The sequence below is a fragment of the Cupriavidus sp. USMAA2-4 genome (genome assembly GCF_001854305.1).
GTDB classification, from domain to species: Bacteria; Pseudomonadota; Gammaproteobacteria; order Burkholderiales; family Burkholderiaceae; genus Cupriavidus; species Cupriavidus malaysiensis.
In genome coordinates, this window is sequence record NZ_CP017748.1 from 3124136 (window position 1) to 3139673 (window position 15538).

Here is a 15538-nt window from a genome sequence, read left to right on the forward strand (position 1 = left end):
CAAGAGAAAGAGAAGACACCCATGAAACTGCAGGGACGTGTAGCGATCATCACCGGCGCGGCGGCCGGCATCGGTTTTGCCACGGCGCAGCGCTTTGCCGCCGAGGGCGCCATCGTCATCCTGTGCGACGTGCAAGAGGCGCGTGTGCGCGAGGCGGCTGCCAGCCTGGCCGCCACCGGTGCCACGGTGGACGCCTTCAAGGTGGACGTGACACGGCGCGACGAGGTCGATGCCATGGTCGCCGCCACGCTGGCCAAGCATAGCCGCATCGACGTCCTCGTCAACAACGCCGGCATTACCAAGGATGCGCGCCTGGCCAAGATGACCGAGGCCCAGTTCGACGCCGTCATCGACGTCAACCTGAAGGGCGTCTTCAACTGCTCGCAGGCGGTGGCGTCGATCATGGCCGAGCAGGGCCGCGGAGTGATTCTCAACGCATCCAGCGTGGTCGGCCTGTATGGCAACTTCGGCCAGACCAACTATGCCGCCAGCAAGTTCGGCGTAATCGGCTTCACCAAGACCTGGGCGCGCGAACTGGGCCCGAAGGGCGTGCGGGTCAATGCGGTGTGCCCGGGCTTCGTCGCCACCGAGATCCTGCAGACCGTGCCGCAGAAGGTGCTCGACGGCATGCAGGAGTCGTGCTGGCTGCGCCGCCTGGCACAGCCGGCCGAGATCGCCAGCGTCTATGCCTTCCTCGCCAGCGACGACGCCAGCTACATCAACGGCACCGCGATCGAGGCCAGCGGCGGCATGTCGCTCTGAGCGCCACTGCGGGCGCGCCTTGCCCGGGGCGGCAATCCTGCCCCGGCCGACGCCCCGCGCCGGTGCGGTATCATCGCGTCTCTGACCGGGCGGCGCGCCGACCGGCCCCATTCCCTCCCGCAGGACCGGCTTCGCGGGTGCCGCCCAGTTGCGGCGCCAGCGGCGGAGCGCCCGGCATTTCAGAAAGACCCGTATCCATGCAGTTGCTGTTCGAAGAAGGCGGCGAGATCCGCGCCGGCACCGTACTGAGCCAGCAGGGCGAGGCCTACCAGGTGGAGCTGCCTGCCGGCAAGCGCACCAAGGTCAAGTCCCGCGATGTGCTGCTGCAGTTCGCCCAGCCGTCGGCCGCCGAACTGATGCGCCAGACCGAGGCGCTGGTGGCCGAGACCGACCTCGATTTCCTGTGGGAATGCGCACCGGAAGAGGAATTCGGCTTCGCCGAGCTGGCGGCCGAGTACTACGGGGCGGAGGCCGGTCCGGTGCAGCAGGCCGCGCTGGCCATGGCGCTGCACGGCAGTCCCGTCTATTTCCGCCGCAAGGGCCGCGGCCGCTACCTGCGCGCCCCGGAAGACCAGCTCAAGGCGGCGCTGGCGGCGCTCGAGCGCAAGCGCCAGCAGGCACTGGTGCAGGCCGAGTACGAGGCGCAGCTGAAGGCGCGCCAGTTGCCGGAGGCCTTCCGCGGCAAGGTGATGGGCTTGCTGTTCAAGCCGGACAAGAACAGCCTGGAATACAAGGCGATGGACGCCGCCTGCACCGCGCTGGGCATGACGCCGATGCGCCTGATGCTGGAATGCGGCGGCGTGGAGAGCGCGCGTGCGCTGCACGAGGCCAAGTTCCTGGCGGAATGCTTCCCCAAGGGCATCGGCTTTCCCGCCGTCGACGTGTCCGAGCCGCCGGCCGACCTGCCGGTGGCCGACGTGCAGGCCTTCTCGATCGACGACGTCACCACCACCGAGATCGACGACGCGCTGTCGGTGGTCACGCTGCCGGACGGCAAGCTGCGCGTGGGCATCCACATCGCCGCGCCAGGCCTGGGCATCCGCCGGGGCGACGCGCTCGACGCGATCGCGCGCCAGCGCCTGTCCACGGTCTATTTCCCCGGTGACAAGATCACCATGCTGCCGGACGCGGTGGTCGAGCGCTACACGCTGCAGGAAGGCCGGCAGTGCCCGGCCCTGTCGCTGTACGTGACCGTCGATCCGAGCCTGCCGATGATCCTGGGCAGCGAGACGCGCGCCGAGCTGGTGCCGATCGCGGCCAATCTGCGCCACAACCTGCTCGAAGACGTGGTGACCGAACAGGCGCTGGCCGAGGGTTCCGGCGACTATCCCTTCCGTGACGAACTGGCCAAGCTGTGGCAGTTCGCCGGCTACCTGTACGACGAGCGCCAGAAGGCACGCCTGGCCAGCGGCCTGCGCCCGGAGGTGCACAACCGCGCCGACTACAGCTTCTATATCGACCAGCTCGAAGGTGGCGGCGAACGCGTGCGCATCGAGCAGCGCCGGCGCGGCTCGCCCCTGGACAAGATCGTGGCCGAGCTGATGATCCTGGCCAACAGCACCTGGGGCAAGCTGCTGGCCGACCACGGCGTGCCGGGCATCTACCGCACGCAGAAGGCCTGGGGCATGCATCGCACCCGCATGCAGACCTATCCGGCGCCGCACGAGGGCCTGGGTGTGGCCCAGTACGCCTGGAGCACCTCGCCGCTGCGCCGCTATGTCGACCTGGTCAACCAGTGGCAGATCATCGCGGTGGCACAGCACGGCGGTGTCGCCAAGCTGGTGGCGCCGTTCAAGCCCAAGGATGCCGACCTGCTGGCCGCCGTGGCGGACTTCGAAGGGACCTACGCCGCCTACGCCGACCACCAGTCGACCATGGAGCGCTACTGGTGCCTGCGCTGGCTGGAGCAGGAGAAGCGCCAGCGCATGATGGCTTCGGTGCTGAAGGATGGCGCGGTCCGCTTCGCCGACATCCCGCTGGTGGCGCGCGTACCCGAGCTGATGCAGGCGGCGCGCGGCACCCAGGTGATGCTGGAGATCGCTTCCACCGACGAACTGTCGCTCGAGGTGTCGTGCCGTGTGCAGGAGGTCTTCGCCGGCGATGTCGACCTGACCGACGAGATGCTGGAGCTCGACGAGGAGGCCTCGGAAGTGTCGGCCGAGGCGGCTGCCGAAGCCGCGGCCGAGGACGCAGCAGAACAGGCGGCAGAGCAGGTGGCGGAGCCGTCTGCGCAACCGTCGGCGGATGCCGACGGGGCTCCGGCCGGCGAGGCGTCGGGCGCGCGCGACACCGGCGCCGGCAGCGGCGCCTGAGGCATGGCAAAGGTCCGGCACTCCCTTACAATGCCGGACGGATCGAAGCGGATGGCGCGTGATGTCGGCGCCACCGCATGCAGGGCACCGGATGGCCGCCCTGCATCGCTGCCCTGTCTTCGCTCCCGTTTCCGCGGCTGTTCCTTGCCGCCGTATCCACTGCGTCTTCGCCTCGTTTCCGCACCGCTGCCTCGCCTGCCATCGTGAAAGCCGTCCTCGCTCCCCGCCAGTGGTGGAACGCCAGCAGCGCGATGACGCGAGCGCTGGCCATCTCGCTGGCCGCGCACGCGCTGCTGCTGACCGTGCGCGTGGCGGCGCCGGACGTATTCGAGATCAAGCGTGCCGATGCCGCGCTGGACGTGGTGCTGGTCAACGCCAAGTCGGCCGAGCGGCCGCACAAGCCCACCGTGCTGGCGCAGGCCAACCTCGATGGCGGCGGCGAGCACGAGACCCAGCGCGCCACCACGCCGCTGCCGTCGCAGACCGAGGCGCGCGACGGCGACCTGCTGCGGCAGATGCAGCGGCGCGTGACGCAGCTCGAAGACGAACAGCGGCGCTTGATGACGCAGTCGCGCCAGCCCGCGCCCGCGCTGCGCAGCCAGCCGCTGAAGCCGGGCGACAATCCGGCCGACGATACCCTGCGCGGCCAGGACGAGCGCACCTCGCTGGACGAGATGGCCAAGCTCGAGGCCGAGATCGGCCGCAACCTCGACCACTACGCCAAGCGGCCCAAGCGCTTCCAGCTGACCGCCACCAGCGCGCAGGAGGTCGATTACGCGCAATACTATGACCGGCTGCGCCACAGGATCGAGGCGCGCGGTACTGCAGACTTTCCCCAGCGCAACGGCAAGCCGCTGTACGGGCAGCTGATCCTGGTGATCAACGTCAACCGGGCCGGCCGGCTCGGCTACAACCGCGACGGCTACAATGTCGAGGCGGTCGACGTGGTCAAGAGCTCGGGCGATCCAGCGCTGGACCGCCAGGCCGTGGCCATCGTGCGCGCCGCCGCGCCGTTCGGCGCCTTCACGCCGCAGATGCAGGCGCGCCAGGACATCCTGGAAGTCATTTCCACCTTCAAGTTTTCGCGCAGCGGGCTGGAAACCCGGCTGCAGGCACGCTGATGACAAGCTCCCCGCAAGATCCGGCCGCATCCGGCCAGACCCCCGATCGCTATGTGGTGATCGGCAACCCCGTCGCGCACAGCCGCTCGCCCGCCATCCATGCCGCCTTTGCCCGGCAGACCGGCGAGGCGATCGCCTACGACCGGCTCGAAGCCCCGCTGGACGGCTTCGCCGCGACCGTGCGCGATTTTCTCGCCCAGGGCGGCCACGGCTTCAATGTGACCGTGCCCTTCAAGCTCGAGGCCTACGACCTGGCCGACCGCCTGACGGAGCGCGCCGAAGCCGCCGGCGCGGTCAACACCATGTGGCAGGAAGACGGCCTGCTGCATGGCGACAACACCGACGGCGTGGGCCTGGTGCGCGATATCCAGGACAACCTCGACGTGCTGCTCGAAGGCCGGCGCGTGCTGCTGCTGGGCGCCGGCGGCGCGGCCATGGGCGCCATGCTGCCGCTGATCGAGTGCCGGCCGTCGCGCATCGTGGTGGCCAACCGTACCGCGGCGCGGGCCAGCGACATGCTGGAAGAATTCGTCGAGGCGGCGGACCAGTACGGCGTCGAGCTGTGGGGCGGCGGCCTGGATGCGCTGGAAGCGCTGGCCGAGGACGAGGGTTGCGAGATCGTCATCAACGCCTCGTCCAGCAGCCTGCACGGCGAGGTGCCGCCGGTGCCCGAGTGGATGCTGGGCGAGGGCGTGCTGGCCTACGACATGATGTACGGCGCCGAACCCACGGTCTTCCTGCGCTTTGCCGAGCGCTGCGGGGCACGTGTCAGCGACGGCCTGGGCATGCTGGTCGAGCAGGCTGCCGAGGCCTTCTACAACTGGCGCGGCGTGCGCCCGCGCACCGCGCCGGTGCTGGCCGAGCTGCGCGCGGCGCTGCGCGCCGAAGCCGGCCGCTGAGCGGACCGGAGCCCGCCGTGGCCTTGCGCCGCGCCCGCCCGCCGGCCGCCGGCCGGCACCCCATGCATCCGCTGCGCTGGCTGGCTTACCTGGCCGGCTGCCTGCTGGCCGGCGTGCTGGTCATGCAGCTCTATTTCTTCTGCCAGATCGCGGCCTGGCAGGTTCTCAATCCGTCGAGCACCAGCTTCATGCGCGCCGAGCGCTGGCGGCTCTGCGGCGCCAGGCTGTGGGGCTGTGGCATCGAGCGCCGCTGGGTGTCCTACGACGATATCTCGCGCAACCTCAAGCGCGCGGTGATCGCCAGCGAGGACGCCGACTTCGTCAACCATCCCGGCTACGAGCTCGACGCCATGCTCAATGCCTGGGAGCGCAACAAGCAGCGCGGCCACATCGTGCGCGGCGGCTCCACCATCACCCAGCAACTGGCCAAGAACCTGTTCCTGTCGCCGGAGCAGCACTACCTGCGCAAGGGCCAGGAACTGGCCATCGCCTGGATGCTCGAGTTCTGGCTCGACAAGCAGCGCATCTTCGAGATCTACCTGAACTCGGTGGAGTGGGGCGAGGGGGTGTTCGGCGCCGAGGCCGCGGCCCAGCACTACTTCAAGACCAGCGCGGCGCGGCTGAGCGTGGGCCAGGCCGCCCGGCTGGCGGCGGCGCTGCCGGCGCCCAAGTGCTTCGACAAGACGCAATACTGCGCCAATGTGCGCGTCAACTTCAAGGCCAAGGCCGGCATCATCGCGCGCCGCATGGGCGCCGCCACGCTGCCGGACTGAGCGCCGCGCCGGGCGTGCCGTTCAGCTCAGCCAGCCCTTGCGGCGGAAATACACCAGCGGCACCGCGGCGGACACGGCCATCAGGGCGATGGCCCAGGGATAGCCGAGCGACCAGTCGATCTCCGGCATGATCTTGAAGTTCATGCCATAGATGCTGGCGATCAGGGTGGGCGGCATCAGTGCCACCGACACCACCGAGAACAGCTTGATGATCTTGTTCTGGTTGATATTGATGAAGCCGACGGTGGCATCCAGCAGGAAGTTGATCTTGTCGAACAGGAAGGCCGTGTGGTTCTCGATGGAGTCGATGTCGCGCAGGATCTGGCGCGCCTCGTCCTGCTGCTCGGCCGACAGCAGCTGGCTGCGCATCAGGAAGGAGACGGCGCGGCGGGTGTCCATCACGTTGCGGCGGATGCGCCCGTTCAGGTCTTCCTCGCGCGCAATGGTTTCCAGCACGTCGGCGGCGGCGGCATCGGTCACGTTCTCCGCCAGCACGCGCCGGCTGGCCTCTTCCAGCCGCTCGTAGACCTCCTCGATCGAGTCGGCCGAGTACTCGGCGTCGGTCGCGTACAGGTCCATCAGCACGTCCTTGGCATTGCGCACCGAGCCCGGGCGCATGCGGGCGCGCAGGCGCACCAGGCGGAACACCGGCAGGTCCTCGTCATGGATGGAGAAGAGGACGTCGCGCGTCAGCACGAAGGCCACGCGCACGTTGTGCGAGGCATCTTCCTCGTCGAGCAGGAAGTCGGTACGGATATGCAGGTGGCCGTCCTCGCCTTCGAAGTAGCGTGCCGAGGCTTCCAGGTCGCCGAGATCCTCGAGCTCGGGCAGGGCCACGCCGTAGGCTTCCTTGATCCAGGCGAGTTCCTCGTCGTCCGGATTGACGACATCGATCCAGATGGGCTTGTGCTGCAGCAGTTCGTTGCGGTCGTCGACCTGCTCCTGTGCGAGCCGGCCTTTCTGCAGGACGAACAGATTGATCATCCCTGGGGTTCCTCGTTGCGTTCGGCCAAGACAGGCGCGAGCAGATTCGGCTGGCAAGCGTGATCGCGCTGTGCATGCCGGCGGCGCCGGCATCGCGCAAGGCGATGGCGTTTGCCGGTCAGGCCGGCGGTCGGGGGGAGGTGAGGTCCCGGGGCGGCGTCGCACCTGTGCGAGGCCTGCCGGGGACGGATGCCGCTCGCCCGCAGCGTGCTGCGGGCCAAGGGCGACCGGGCGGAGCGCGCGCTCCGGCGACGGTCGTTACGCAGCCCGCAGTGACATGGCATCCGTGCCTGCCGCGGCCTTGCCACGACGGCTCGAACACCCGATGCTACTGCCCACGTAATCTCTCCGGGATTATGGATGGGCGCGAGTGTAGCCCAACGCATGGGGGCTTGTTAAGTGAAATCTTGGTGCGTAGGCGGTGGCGTCGGAGCCGGCTTCAGCGACGCGTGCCGAGCAGCGGCACCAGCAGTACCGAGGCCAGCGCGGCCAGCATCAGCGCCACGGCGGCGTAGTCCTGCCAGTGCGGCTGCTCGCCCAGCATCCACATGCCGGAGAAGACGCCGACCACGGGGATGAACATCACCGACAGGCTGGACACGGCGGGCGGCAGCGAGCGCGCCAGCGAAAACCAGACGAGGTGGCAATAGGCGAACACGACCACCGCGTTGTAGGCGATGGCGGCCCATTCGACGGCATCGGGCAGGCGCCAGCCGCTCTCGAGCAGCAGGGTGCCGGCGAGCAGGAAGGGCAGGGTGCAGACCAGCATCCAGAAGGTCAGCACGCCGACCGGCAGCGCCAGGGTGCTGCGCTTCATCAGTTGGGTGCCGTAGCCCCAGCCGGCCGCGGCGAGCAGCATCAGCAGGGTGCCGGCCGGGCTGCCCGTCAGCGTGGCCAGCTCGCCCGACAGCAGCAGGGCGATGCCCGACAGCGCGCAGGCAATGCCGGCCCAGGCCGGGGCGGCCAGACGGTCGCGGAACAGCAGCAGGCCCCACAGCACCGCCCAGATCGGCATGGTGTAGCCGAGGATGGCGGCGCGCCCGGACGACAGCAGCTTGACCGCGCAGATCGCGAACAGGTGCCAGATCACCATATTGGGCAGGGCCAGGCGCAGCACCGGGCCCCAGTCCCGCCGCGGCAGCCGCAGGGACTCCCCGCGCAGCCGCAGGGCCAGGCCCAGTGCCACCACGCCGCCGGCCATGCACAGCAGGCGGAAGGCCAGCGGCGGGAAATGCGCCACGCCCAGTTTCATGACCGGCCAGTTGACGCCCCAGGCGACGGTGAGCAGGACGAGCAGGACGAGGCCGCGGCGGTCGAGGGTCATGAGCGCAAAGGGGGGATGCGCAGCAGGCCGGCGCGCGCTACGCTTTGTATGCGAGGAGACGCGAAACGATAGCACGCAGCGGGTAAAATCCCGCCATGAGCATCGATGCCGCAGGAACGGGCGCGCCCCGGCGCCGCCCAGCGGCCAACCGGCCGGCGCAGCCGCCGGCCAACCAGGACACCGAGCATTCCATGACCTTCACCGAGCAGCTCGCCGCAGCGTGGCGGCGCAATGATTCCCTGCTGTGCGTCGGCCTCGATCCGGATCCGGGCAAGCTGCCGCTTTCCCTGACCGGCACCGGTGGCGCCATCTTCGCCTTCTGCCGCGAGATCGTCGACGCCACGGCCGACCTGGTCTGTGCCTTCAAGCCGCAGATCGCCTACTTCCATTCCCAGCGCGCCGAGGACCAGCTCGAGCAGCTGATCCACTATATCCATGACGCCCACCCCGGCATCCCGGTGGTCCTCGATGCCAAGCGCGGCGACATCGGCTCCACCGCCGAACACTACGCCAGCGAGGCCTTCGAGCGCTACCAGGCTGATGCGGTCACGGTCAGTCCCTACATGGGCTTCGATTCGATGCAGCCCTACCTGGCCTACCCGGAGCGCGGCGTGATCGTGCTGTGCCGCACCTCCAATGCCGGCGGCTCCGACGTGCAGTTCCTGCAGGTGGACGGCAAGCCGGTCTACCAGATCGTGGCCGAGTCCGCGCGCGAGCGTTGGAATACCAATGGTCAGATGGGCCTGGTGGTAGGCGCCACCTTCCCCAACGAGATCGCCAAGGTGCGTGAGATCGTGGGCGATATGCCGCTGCTGATTCCGGGCATCGGCGCCCAGGGCGGCGATATCGAGGCCACCGTCAAGGCGGGCCGCACCGCCGACGGTACCGGCATGATGATCAATTCTTCGCGCGCCATCCTGTATGCCAGCCGCGAGAAGGACTTCGCCAGCGCCGCGCGTGCGGTCGCGCAGCAGACGCGCGATACCATCAACCGCTACCGCCACGGCTGAGGGCCGCGCCGGCCCGGCCGGCGCGGCTCAGGCCTCGCTGCGCACCAGCTCGATCAGGCCGCGCAGCGCGTGCTCGGCGGCCTGGCGGCGTACCTGGGCCCGGTCGCCGCGCAAGCGCTGGGTTTCCACGATGGTGGTGACGCGGTTGCTCCAGCCGAAGCAGACCATGCCCACCGGCTTTTCCGGCGTGCCGCCGTTCGGCCCGGCCACGCCGGTAATCGACAGGGCCACCTGGGCACGGCTGTTGAGCAGCGCCCCGTCCACCATCGCCCGCGCGACTTCCTCGCTGACCGCGCCGTGTTCGCGGATCAGCTTGGCCGGCACGCCCAGCATGGTCGTCTTGGCCTCGTTCGAGTAGGTGACGAAGCCGCGCTCAAACCAGCCCGACGAGCCGGAGATGTCTGTGACGGCCGCCGCCACCAGGCCGCCGGTGCAGGACTCGGCGGTGGCGAGCATCAGCGAGCGATCGGCGAGGACGGTTCCTGCCTGGATGGCGAGTTGTTCGAGCAGGCGGCTGACGGGCATGGTCGGAAGACGGGAAGGCGTTGAGTAGCGTAGAGAGGCGTTGGCTGGGCTTGGCGGCCGGTAGCAGGGGGGCGTCGCGCGTGTGGATCCTCTAGATCGAGCGCCAGATGGCGAACACCAGCAGCGTATAGAAGGCAGCCAGCACGTCGTCGAACATGACGCCGAAGGCGCCGCGCAGGCCGGGACCCTTGAGGCTGCGGTCGTAGTGGCCGATCGGGGCGGGTTTGGCGATGTCGAACAGGCGGAACCACAGGAAGGCGGCGAACTGGCCCCAGAAGCTGGTCGGCGTGACGAAGGCCAGCACCAGCCAGATGGCGACGATCTCGTCCCAGACCATGCTGCCGTGGTCGTGCACGCCCATGTCCCGGGCCGTGCGGTTGCAGGCCCACAGGCCCAGCACGAAGCCGCCGGCAATCAGCCACAGCCAGGTGAAGGGCTGGACCCACATCGAAATGACGACGTAGGACAGCCATCCGTACAGCGTGCCCACGGTGCCCGGGCTGACCGGGGACAGTCCCGAACCGAAGCCCATCGCGATCAGGTGGGCGGGGTGGGACAGCATGAAGCGGGCGGTCGGACGCATCACTTTGGCGGTCTGGCCGGCGTCGAGGGTCATGGCAGGATCGCGGGGCGCGGGTCCTGACGGATTGGCGGACATCAAGGCTTGGCTCGTCTGGTTCTTGTCTTATGGTGTCTTGCGGCAGCTGGCGCCGCCACCGGCGGCACGTCCCGCATCATGGCACGGCGGCCGTCCGCGTGCCAGTTGGCCGGGCGCCGCATGCCGGGCTTCAGCCCGGCGCGAAATGATCGAAGCTCCTGCCCGCATAAGCGATCGGGCTGCCCCAGCGGTTGACCAGGCGCAGTCCGGGCTCGGCGGTGATCGAGCCGGCGCGCGCCAGGGGCAGCTCGAGGCGCCTGCCGATGGCGCGCACCGCGTCGCGCGCGCCGGCCGGGGCGGTGAAGCAGAGCTCGTAGTCGTCGCCGCCGGCCAGCAGGCATTCGAGCTGCAGGTCGGCCGGCTGCTGCGCCAGTACCGTGGAACGGGGCAGTGCATCGACATCGACCAGGGCGCCCACTTGCGAGCGCTCGAGGATGTGGCCGAGGTCACCCAGCAATCCGTCGGAAATATCGAGTGCGGCATGGGCGACACCGCGCAGCGCCAGGCCGAGCGCGACGCGCGGCGTGGGCCGTTCCATGCGCTCGCGCACCTGCGTGAATTCCGGCTCGGGCAGCAGCCATTCGCCGCGGCAGTCGCCCAGGGCCAGGCGCGCGTCGCCGAGCGTGCCGGACACCCAGATGTCGTCGCCGGCGCGGGCAGCGTCGCGGCGCAGCGCTGCCTGGGGCGGTACGTCGCCGAACACGGTCAGGCACAGGTTGAGCGGCCCGCGCGTGGTGTCGCCGCCGATCAGCTCGCAGCCGTGGGCGTCGGCCAGGGCCAGCATGCCGCGCGCCAGCCCGGCCAGCCAGTCGGGGTCGGCCTCGGGCAGCGCCAGCGCCAGGGTGAAGGCGCGCGGCTCGGCGCCCATGGCGGCGAGGTCGGACAGGTTGACCGCCAGCGCCTTGTGGCCCAGGGCCTCAGGCGACACGTCGGGGAAGAAATGCCGCCCGCTGACCAGCATGTCCGTACTGATCGCGAGCAGATGGCCCGGCCGTGCCTCGAGCAGGGCGCAGTCGTCGCCGACGCCCAGTGCCGCCTTCTGCGCGGGGCGGGTGAAATAGCGTCGGATCAGCTCGAATTCGGAGAGCGGGGCGCTGGCGGCGTCGGACATGGTGGATCTGGACCGGTGGTGGGAAGGCGGCCGGCGAGAGGGGCGCGCCGCAGCGGAAATCGCAGCGCGACAGCCGCAAAAGGACTAAAAAGGACTATCGTCGGCAGGCAGCCATGCTACGCGCCAGGGGCGCCCGCGGCGCCTGGCGCATGCCACATGGCAGGTGGCCAGATTGTACCGAATCGCAATGGCGACTCGTGGGAAATGCTGATTGTGAAATAATATTTCACAATATAAAATTCCCGCTCCGATTCAAGCGAAGCGGGCGCCCTGGCAGACCATGCGCAGCGGCGGCCGGCGGCCCGGTGGCAGGCACGGGCAGGAGGCGCGGGCGGGTGGAGCCGGCCCGTCGCCTCGTCCTCACCATCCAGGCTCCGCTGACCGGAAGACGCGCCGATGACCAGTTCCCAGCAGCCCACGTCCCAAGACGAGCTCAAGCAGCAGCAACGCGAGGCGCTGCGCAAAGCCGCGCTCGAGTACCACGAGTTTCCCACCCCGGGCAAGATCTCGGTCACGCCGACCAAGCCGCTATCCAACCAGCGCGACCTGGCGCTGGCCTATTCGCCCGGCGTGGCCGCCGCCTGCGAGGAGATCGTCGCCGATCCCGCCAATTCCTTCCGCTACACCGCGCGCGGCAACCTGGTCGGCGTGGTGACCAACGGTACCGCCGTGCTGGGCCTGGGCGATATCGGCCCGACCGCCTCCAAGCCGGTGATGGAAGGCAAGGCCGGGCTGTTCAAGAAGTTCGCCGGCATCGACGTCTTCGACATCGAGATCGACGAGAAGGACCCTGAAAAGCTGGTCGACATCATCGCCTCGCTGGAGCCGACCTTCGGCGGCATCAACCTGGAAGACATCAAGGCGCCGGAGTGCTTCTACGTGGAGCGTACGCTGCGCGAGCGCATGAAGATCCCCGTCTTCCACGACGACCAGCACGGCACTGCCATCGTGGTCGGCGCCGCGGTGATCAACGGCCTGAAGGTGGTCGGCAAGGACATCGCCAAGGTCAAGCTGGTGGCCTCCGGCGCCGGCGCGGCGGCGCTGGCCTGCCTGGACCTGCTGGTCGACCTGGGCCTGCCGGTCGAGAACATCTGGGTGACAGATCTGGCCGGCGTGGTCTACGCGGGCCGTACCGAGCTGATGGACCCCGAGAAGGCCCGCTTCGCGCAGAAGACCGACAAGCGCAAGCTGGGCGAGGTCATCGACGGGGCCGACATCTTCCTGGGCCTGTCGGCGGCCGGCGTGCTCAAGCAGGACATGGTGCAGCGCATGGCCGACAAGCCGCTGGTGCTGGCACTGGCCAACCCCAATCCGGAAATCATGCCGGAACTGGTCAAGGAGGTGCGTCCCGACGCGGTGATCGCCACCGGCCGCACCGACTATCCGAACCAGGTCAACAACGTCCTGTGTTTCCCCTTCATCTTCCGCGGCGCACTCGATTGCGGCGCCACCACTATCACGCGCGAGATGGAAATCGCGGTCGCGCACGCGGTGGCCGACCTGGCGCGCCAGGAGCAGAGCGACATCGTCGCTTCGGCCTACGGCATCCAGGACCTGTCGTTCGGGCCGGAATACCTGATCCCCAAGCCCTTCGATCCGCGCCTGATCGTCAAGATCGCGCCGGCGGTGGCCGAGGCGGCCATGCAGTCCGGCGTCGCCCGGCGCCCGATCGAGGACATGGATGCCTACCGCCAGCAACTGCAGCAGTTCGTCTACCACTCCGGTACGCTGATGAAGCCGATCTACGCGGCGGCGCGCAAGCTGGAAGCGGAGAAGAAGCGCATCGTCTTCGCCGAGGGCGAGGAGGAGCGCGTGCTGCGCGCGGTGCAGGTGATCGTCGATGAGCGGCTGGCCAACCCGATCCTGGTCGGCCGTCCCGCCGTGCTGGCCCATCGCATCGAGCGCTTCGGCCTGCGCCTGCGCGAGGGAATCGACTTCACCGTCGTCAATCCCGAGAACGATCCGCGTTTCCGCGAGTATTCCGAGTCCTACTACCGGATGATGGCGCGCCAGGGCGTCACGCCCCAGTACGCCAAGCTGGAGATGCGCCGCCGTACCACGCTGATCGGCGCCATGCTGATCAAGAATGGCGAGGCCGACGGCATGGTGTGCGGCACCGTCAGCAGCACCGCCGCCCACCTGCGCTACATCGACCAGGTGCTCGGCTGCTCCAATACGGTCTATGCCGCGATGAACGGACTGGTGCTGCCGGGGCGCCAGATCTTCCTGGTCGACACGCACGTCAACATCGATCCGAGCGCCAGTGAACTGGCCGAGATCACGCTGATGGCGGCCGATGAGCTGAAACGCTTCGGCATCGTGCCCAAGGTGGCGCTGCTGTCGCATTCCAACTTCGGCACCTCCGAGGCCCCGTCCGCGCAGAAGATGCGGCAGACGCTGGCGATCCTGCGCGAGCGCGCGCCGGACCTGGAGGTCGATGGCGAGATGCACGGCGATTGCGCGCTCGACGAGAAGCTGCGCAATACGCTGGTGCCGGACGGCGTGCTGAAGGATGAGGCCAACCTGCTGGTCTGCCCGAACATCGACTCGGCCAATATCGCCTACAACCTGCTGAAGGTGGCGGCGGGCAACAATGTGGCGATCGGCCCCATCCTGCTTGGTGTCAAGGCGCCGGCCCACATCCTGACGCCGTCGGCGACGGTGCGCCGCATCGTCAACATGACGGCCCTGGTGGTGGCCGATGCCGCGGCCAAGCGCTAGGTCGCGCTGACTTTTCCGAAGCCGGGCCCGCCCGGCTTTTTTTGTTTCTGCGCTTGGGAGGTTAGTATGCGCACACCTTCATTTAACATCTTGATACGATTGAATAATTCCTGCCGCATCTGGCGCAGGGATTGATTATTTGGACGCATGCGCGTAACCTTACGCCTTCGATGCATACGCATCGTGATGCGCGTCTCGATGTTGCTGCAAGCTCGGCCAGGGCGAGCGGTCTGTCCCCGATGTCCGGGCCTCAGGCAGGTTGCCGGTTCAACCAAGACTACCAAGTGGGTTCCCAGAATTCTCTGACGCAGCGCGCGACACCGCAGTCCCTGGCGAAACGGGCGGCATGCCTCGCGGGCAGCCTGGCCCTGGCCGCCTGCCTGCTGGTCCAGCCGGTGCTGGCGCGACAGCAGCCGGACACGGCGGTGGGAACCATCGCCGCGCAGGAACTGCCCAAGGAAGCACAGCGTACCCTGGAGCGGATCGAGGCCGGTGGACCGTTCCCGTATGACAAGGACGGCTCCCGCTTCGGTAACTACGAGCGTGTCCTGCCGGCGCAGCCGCGTGGCTATTACCGCGAGTACACGGTCAAGAGCGGCGGGCGCAACCGGGGTGCCAAACGCATCGTCTGCGGCGGCGACCAGCGTGCCGCCAACGATTGCTACTACACGGAAGACCACTACAACAGCTTCAAACGGATAAGCAAATGATGACTGACATTTTCGGATTGGGCGACGCCCTTGCCGCCCGCGAAGAGCGCGGCGCCGGAGATGGCTGGCAGCGGGCGCAGAACCAGGCCCGAAATCTTTACGACAACGTGCTGGCGATGCCGCGTCCCGAGCTCTCGCACAACCTCCCCCCTGCTGCCCCGGCAGCGCCCGCCTCCGCGGGCGCCGTGGCCGGCGCCGAGGGCGCCAACGAGGATGCCATGAACCTGTTCAAGACGGTGCGTCCGAACATCGTCCAGTCGATCCGAGCCTTCCGCGTGCCCGAACTCGCCAGGGCGGCGGCGGACCTGGGCCAGCATTTCCTCTATGCCAACTGCGCGCACTGCGCGAGCAAGGCGGAAGTGCTGGAGACGATCGCCACCGCCTTCCTGTTCCCCAAGCATTTCGGCAAGAACTTCGATGCGCTGGCCGACTGCCTGACCGACATGATCTACAAGGCAGGCCAGCAGCCCGGCTTCGTGATCGTGCTGGAGGGCTTGCCGGTGGCGCAGAAGTTCGACAAGGAAGCACGCGAGGTCCTGCTCGACGTGTTCCGCGACGCGGCCGAATTCTGGGGCGAGCGCAAGGTCCAGTTCCGCGTCTTCTATTCCTTCGCCTGATCTTTGCCTGA

General features: G+C 68.5%; 14 protein-coding genes. 9 read left to right on the plus strand and 5 right to left on the minus strand.

All coding sequences use genetic code 11. The features are described from left to right. Positions 1–21 precede the first annotated feature (21 nt). From fabG to mtgA, 5 genes are all read left to right on the plus strand, one after another. Complete coding sequence (gene fabG / locus BKK79_RS13835; protein ID WP_071015461.1) at positions 22–762, plus strand: 3-oxoacyl-ACP reductase FabG; 741 nt, start codon at positions 22–24, stop codon at positions 760–762. A gap of 197 nt (positions 763–959) precedes the next feature. Then, complete coding sequence (locus BKK79_RS13840; RefSeq protein WP_071037892.1) at positions 960–3074, plus strand: ribonuclease catalytic domain-containing protein; 2115 nt, start codon at positions 960–962, stop codon at positions 3072–3074. A 251-nt stretch (positions 3075–3325) separates the two neighbouring features. Continuing rightward, positions 3326–4195, plus strand: a complete 870-nt coding sequence (locus BKK79_RS13845; RefSeq protein WP_071015457.1) for an energy transducer TonB — start codon at positions 3326–3328, stop codon at positions 4193–4195. After that, complete coding sequence (aroE, locus tag BKK79_RS13850) at positions 4195–5094, plus strand: shikimate dehydrogenase (RefSeq protein ID WP_071015453.1); 900 nt, start codon at positions 4195–4197, stop codon at positions 5092–5094. Before BKK79_RS13845 ends, aroE begins: the two co-directional genes overlap by 1 nt. 71 nt (positions 5095–5165) lie before the next feature. After that, the gene (gene mtgA, locus BKK79_RS13855) at positions 5166–5867 is read left to right on the plus strand and encodes a monofunctional biosynthetic peptidoglycan transglycosylase (protein WP_071016585.1); all 702 of its coding nucleotides are present in this window, start codon (positions 5166–5168) and stop codon (positions 5865–5867) included. A gap of 21 nt (positions 5868–5888) precedes the next feature. On the opposite strand, the gene corA is transcribed toward mtgA, so the two are convergent. Further along, entirely contained in the window at positions 5889–6851 is a 963-nt protein-coding gene (gene corA, locus BKK79_RS13860) for a magnesium/cobalt transporter CorA (RefSeq protein WP_071015451.1), read from the minus strand. 439 nt (positions 6852–7290) lie between these two features. Next, complete coding sequence (locus BKK79_RS13865; protein ID WP_071015449.1) at positions 7291–8175, minus strand: DMT family transporter; 885 nt, start codon at positions 8173–8175, stop codon at positions 7291–7293. 191 nt (positions 8176–8366) lie between these two features. Here BKK79_RS13865 and pyrF point away from each other — a divergent pair, with 191 nt between their 5' ends. Next, a complete protein-coding gene (gene pyrF / locus BKK79_RS13870) occupies positions 8367–9185 on the plus strand; it encodes an orotidine-5'-phosphate decarboxylase (protein ID WP_071016583.1) in 819 nt (272 codons plus the stop codon). Between the two features lie 27 nt (positions 9186–9212). Here the strand turns inward: pyrF and BKK79_RS13875 are convergent, their stop codons facing one another. From BKK79_RS13875 to thiL, 3 genes are all read right to left on the minus strand, one after another. Continuing rightward, a complete protein-coding gene (locus BKK79_RS13875; protein ID WP_071015446.1) occupies positions 9213–9710 on the minus strand; it encodes a CinA family protein in 498 nt (165 codons plus the stop codon). A gap of 91 nt (positions 9711–9801) precedes the next feature. Beyond that, a complete protein-coding gene (locus BKK79_RS13880; protein WP_071037893.1) occupies positions 9802–10368 on the minus strand; it encodes a phosphatidylglycerophosphatase A family protein in 567 nt (188 codons plus the stop codon). Between the two features lie 130 nt (positions 10369–10498). Further along, positions 10499–11479 (minus strand): thiamine-phosphate kinase, encoded by a 981-nt coding sequence (thiL, locus tag BKK79_RS13885; protein WP_071015441.1) that lies wholly within the window; start codon positions 11477–11479, stop codon positions 10499–10501. Between the two features lie 396 nt (positions 11480–11875). Here thiL and BKK79_RS13890 point away from each other — a divergent pair, with 396 nt between their 5' ends. The 3 genes from BKK79_RS13890 to BKK79_RS13900 all read left to right on the plus strand — a co-directional run bounded on the left by BKK79_RS13890 (position 11876) and on the right by BKK79_RS13900 (position 15527). After that, entirely contained in the window at positions 11876–14200 is a 2325-nt protein-coding gene (locus BKK79_RS13890; protein ID WP_071015439.1) for an NADP-dependent malic enzyme, read from the plus strand. A 329-nt stretch (positions 14201–14529) separates the two neighbouring features. Beyond that, complete coding sequence (locus BKK79_RS13895; protein ID WP_071016581.1) at positions 14530–14910, plus strand: ribonuclease domain-containing protein; 381 nt, start codon at positions 14530–14532, stop codon at positions 14908–14910. Further along, positions 14907–15527 (plus strand): barstar family protein, encoded by a 621-nt coding sequence (locus BKK79_RS13900; protein WP_071037894.1) that lies wholly within the window; start codon positions 14907–14909, stop codon positions 15525–15527. The genes BKK79_RS13895 and BKK79_RS13900 overlap by 4 nt, the downstream gene beginning before the upstream one ends. The last annotated feature ends 11 nt before the right edge of the window (positions 15528–15538 follow it).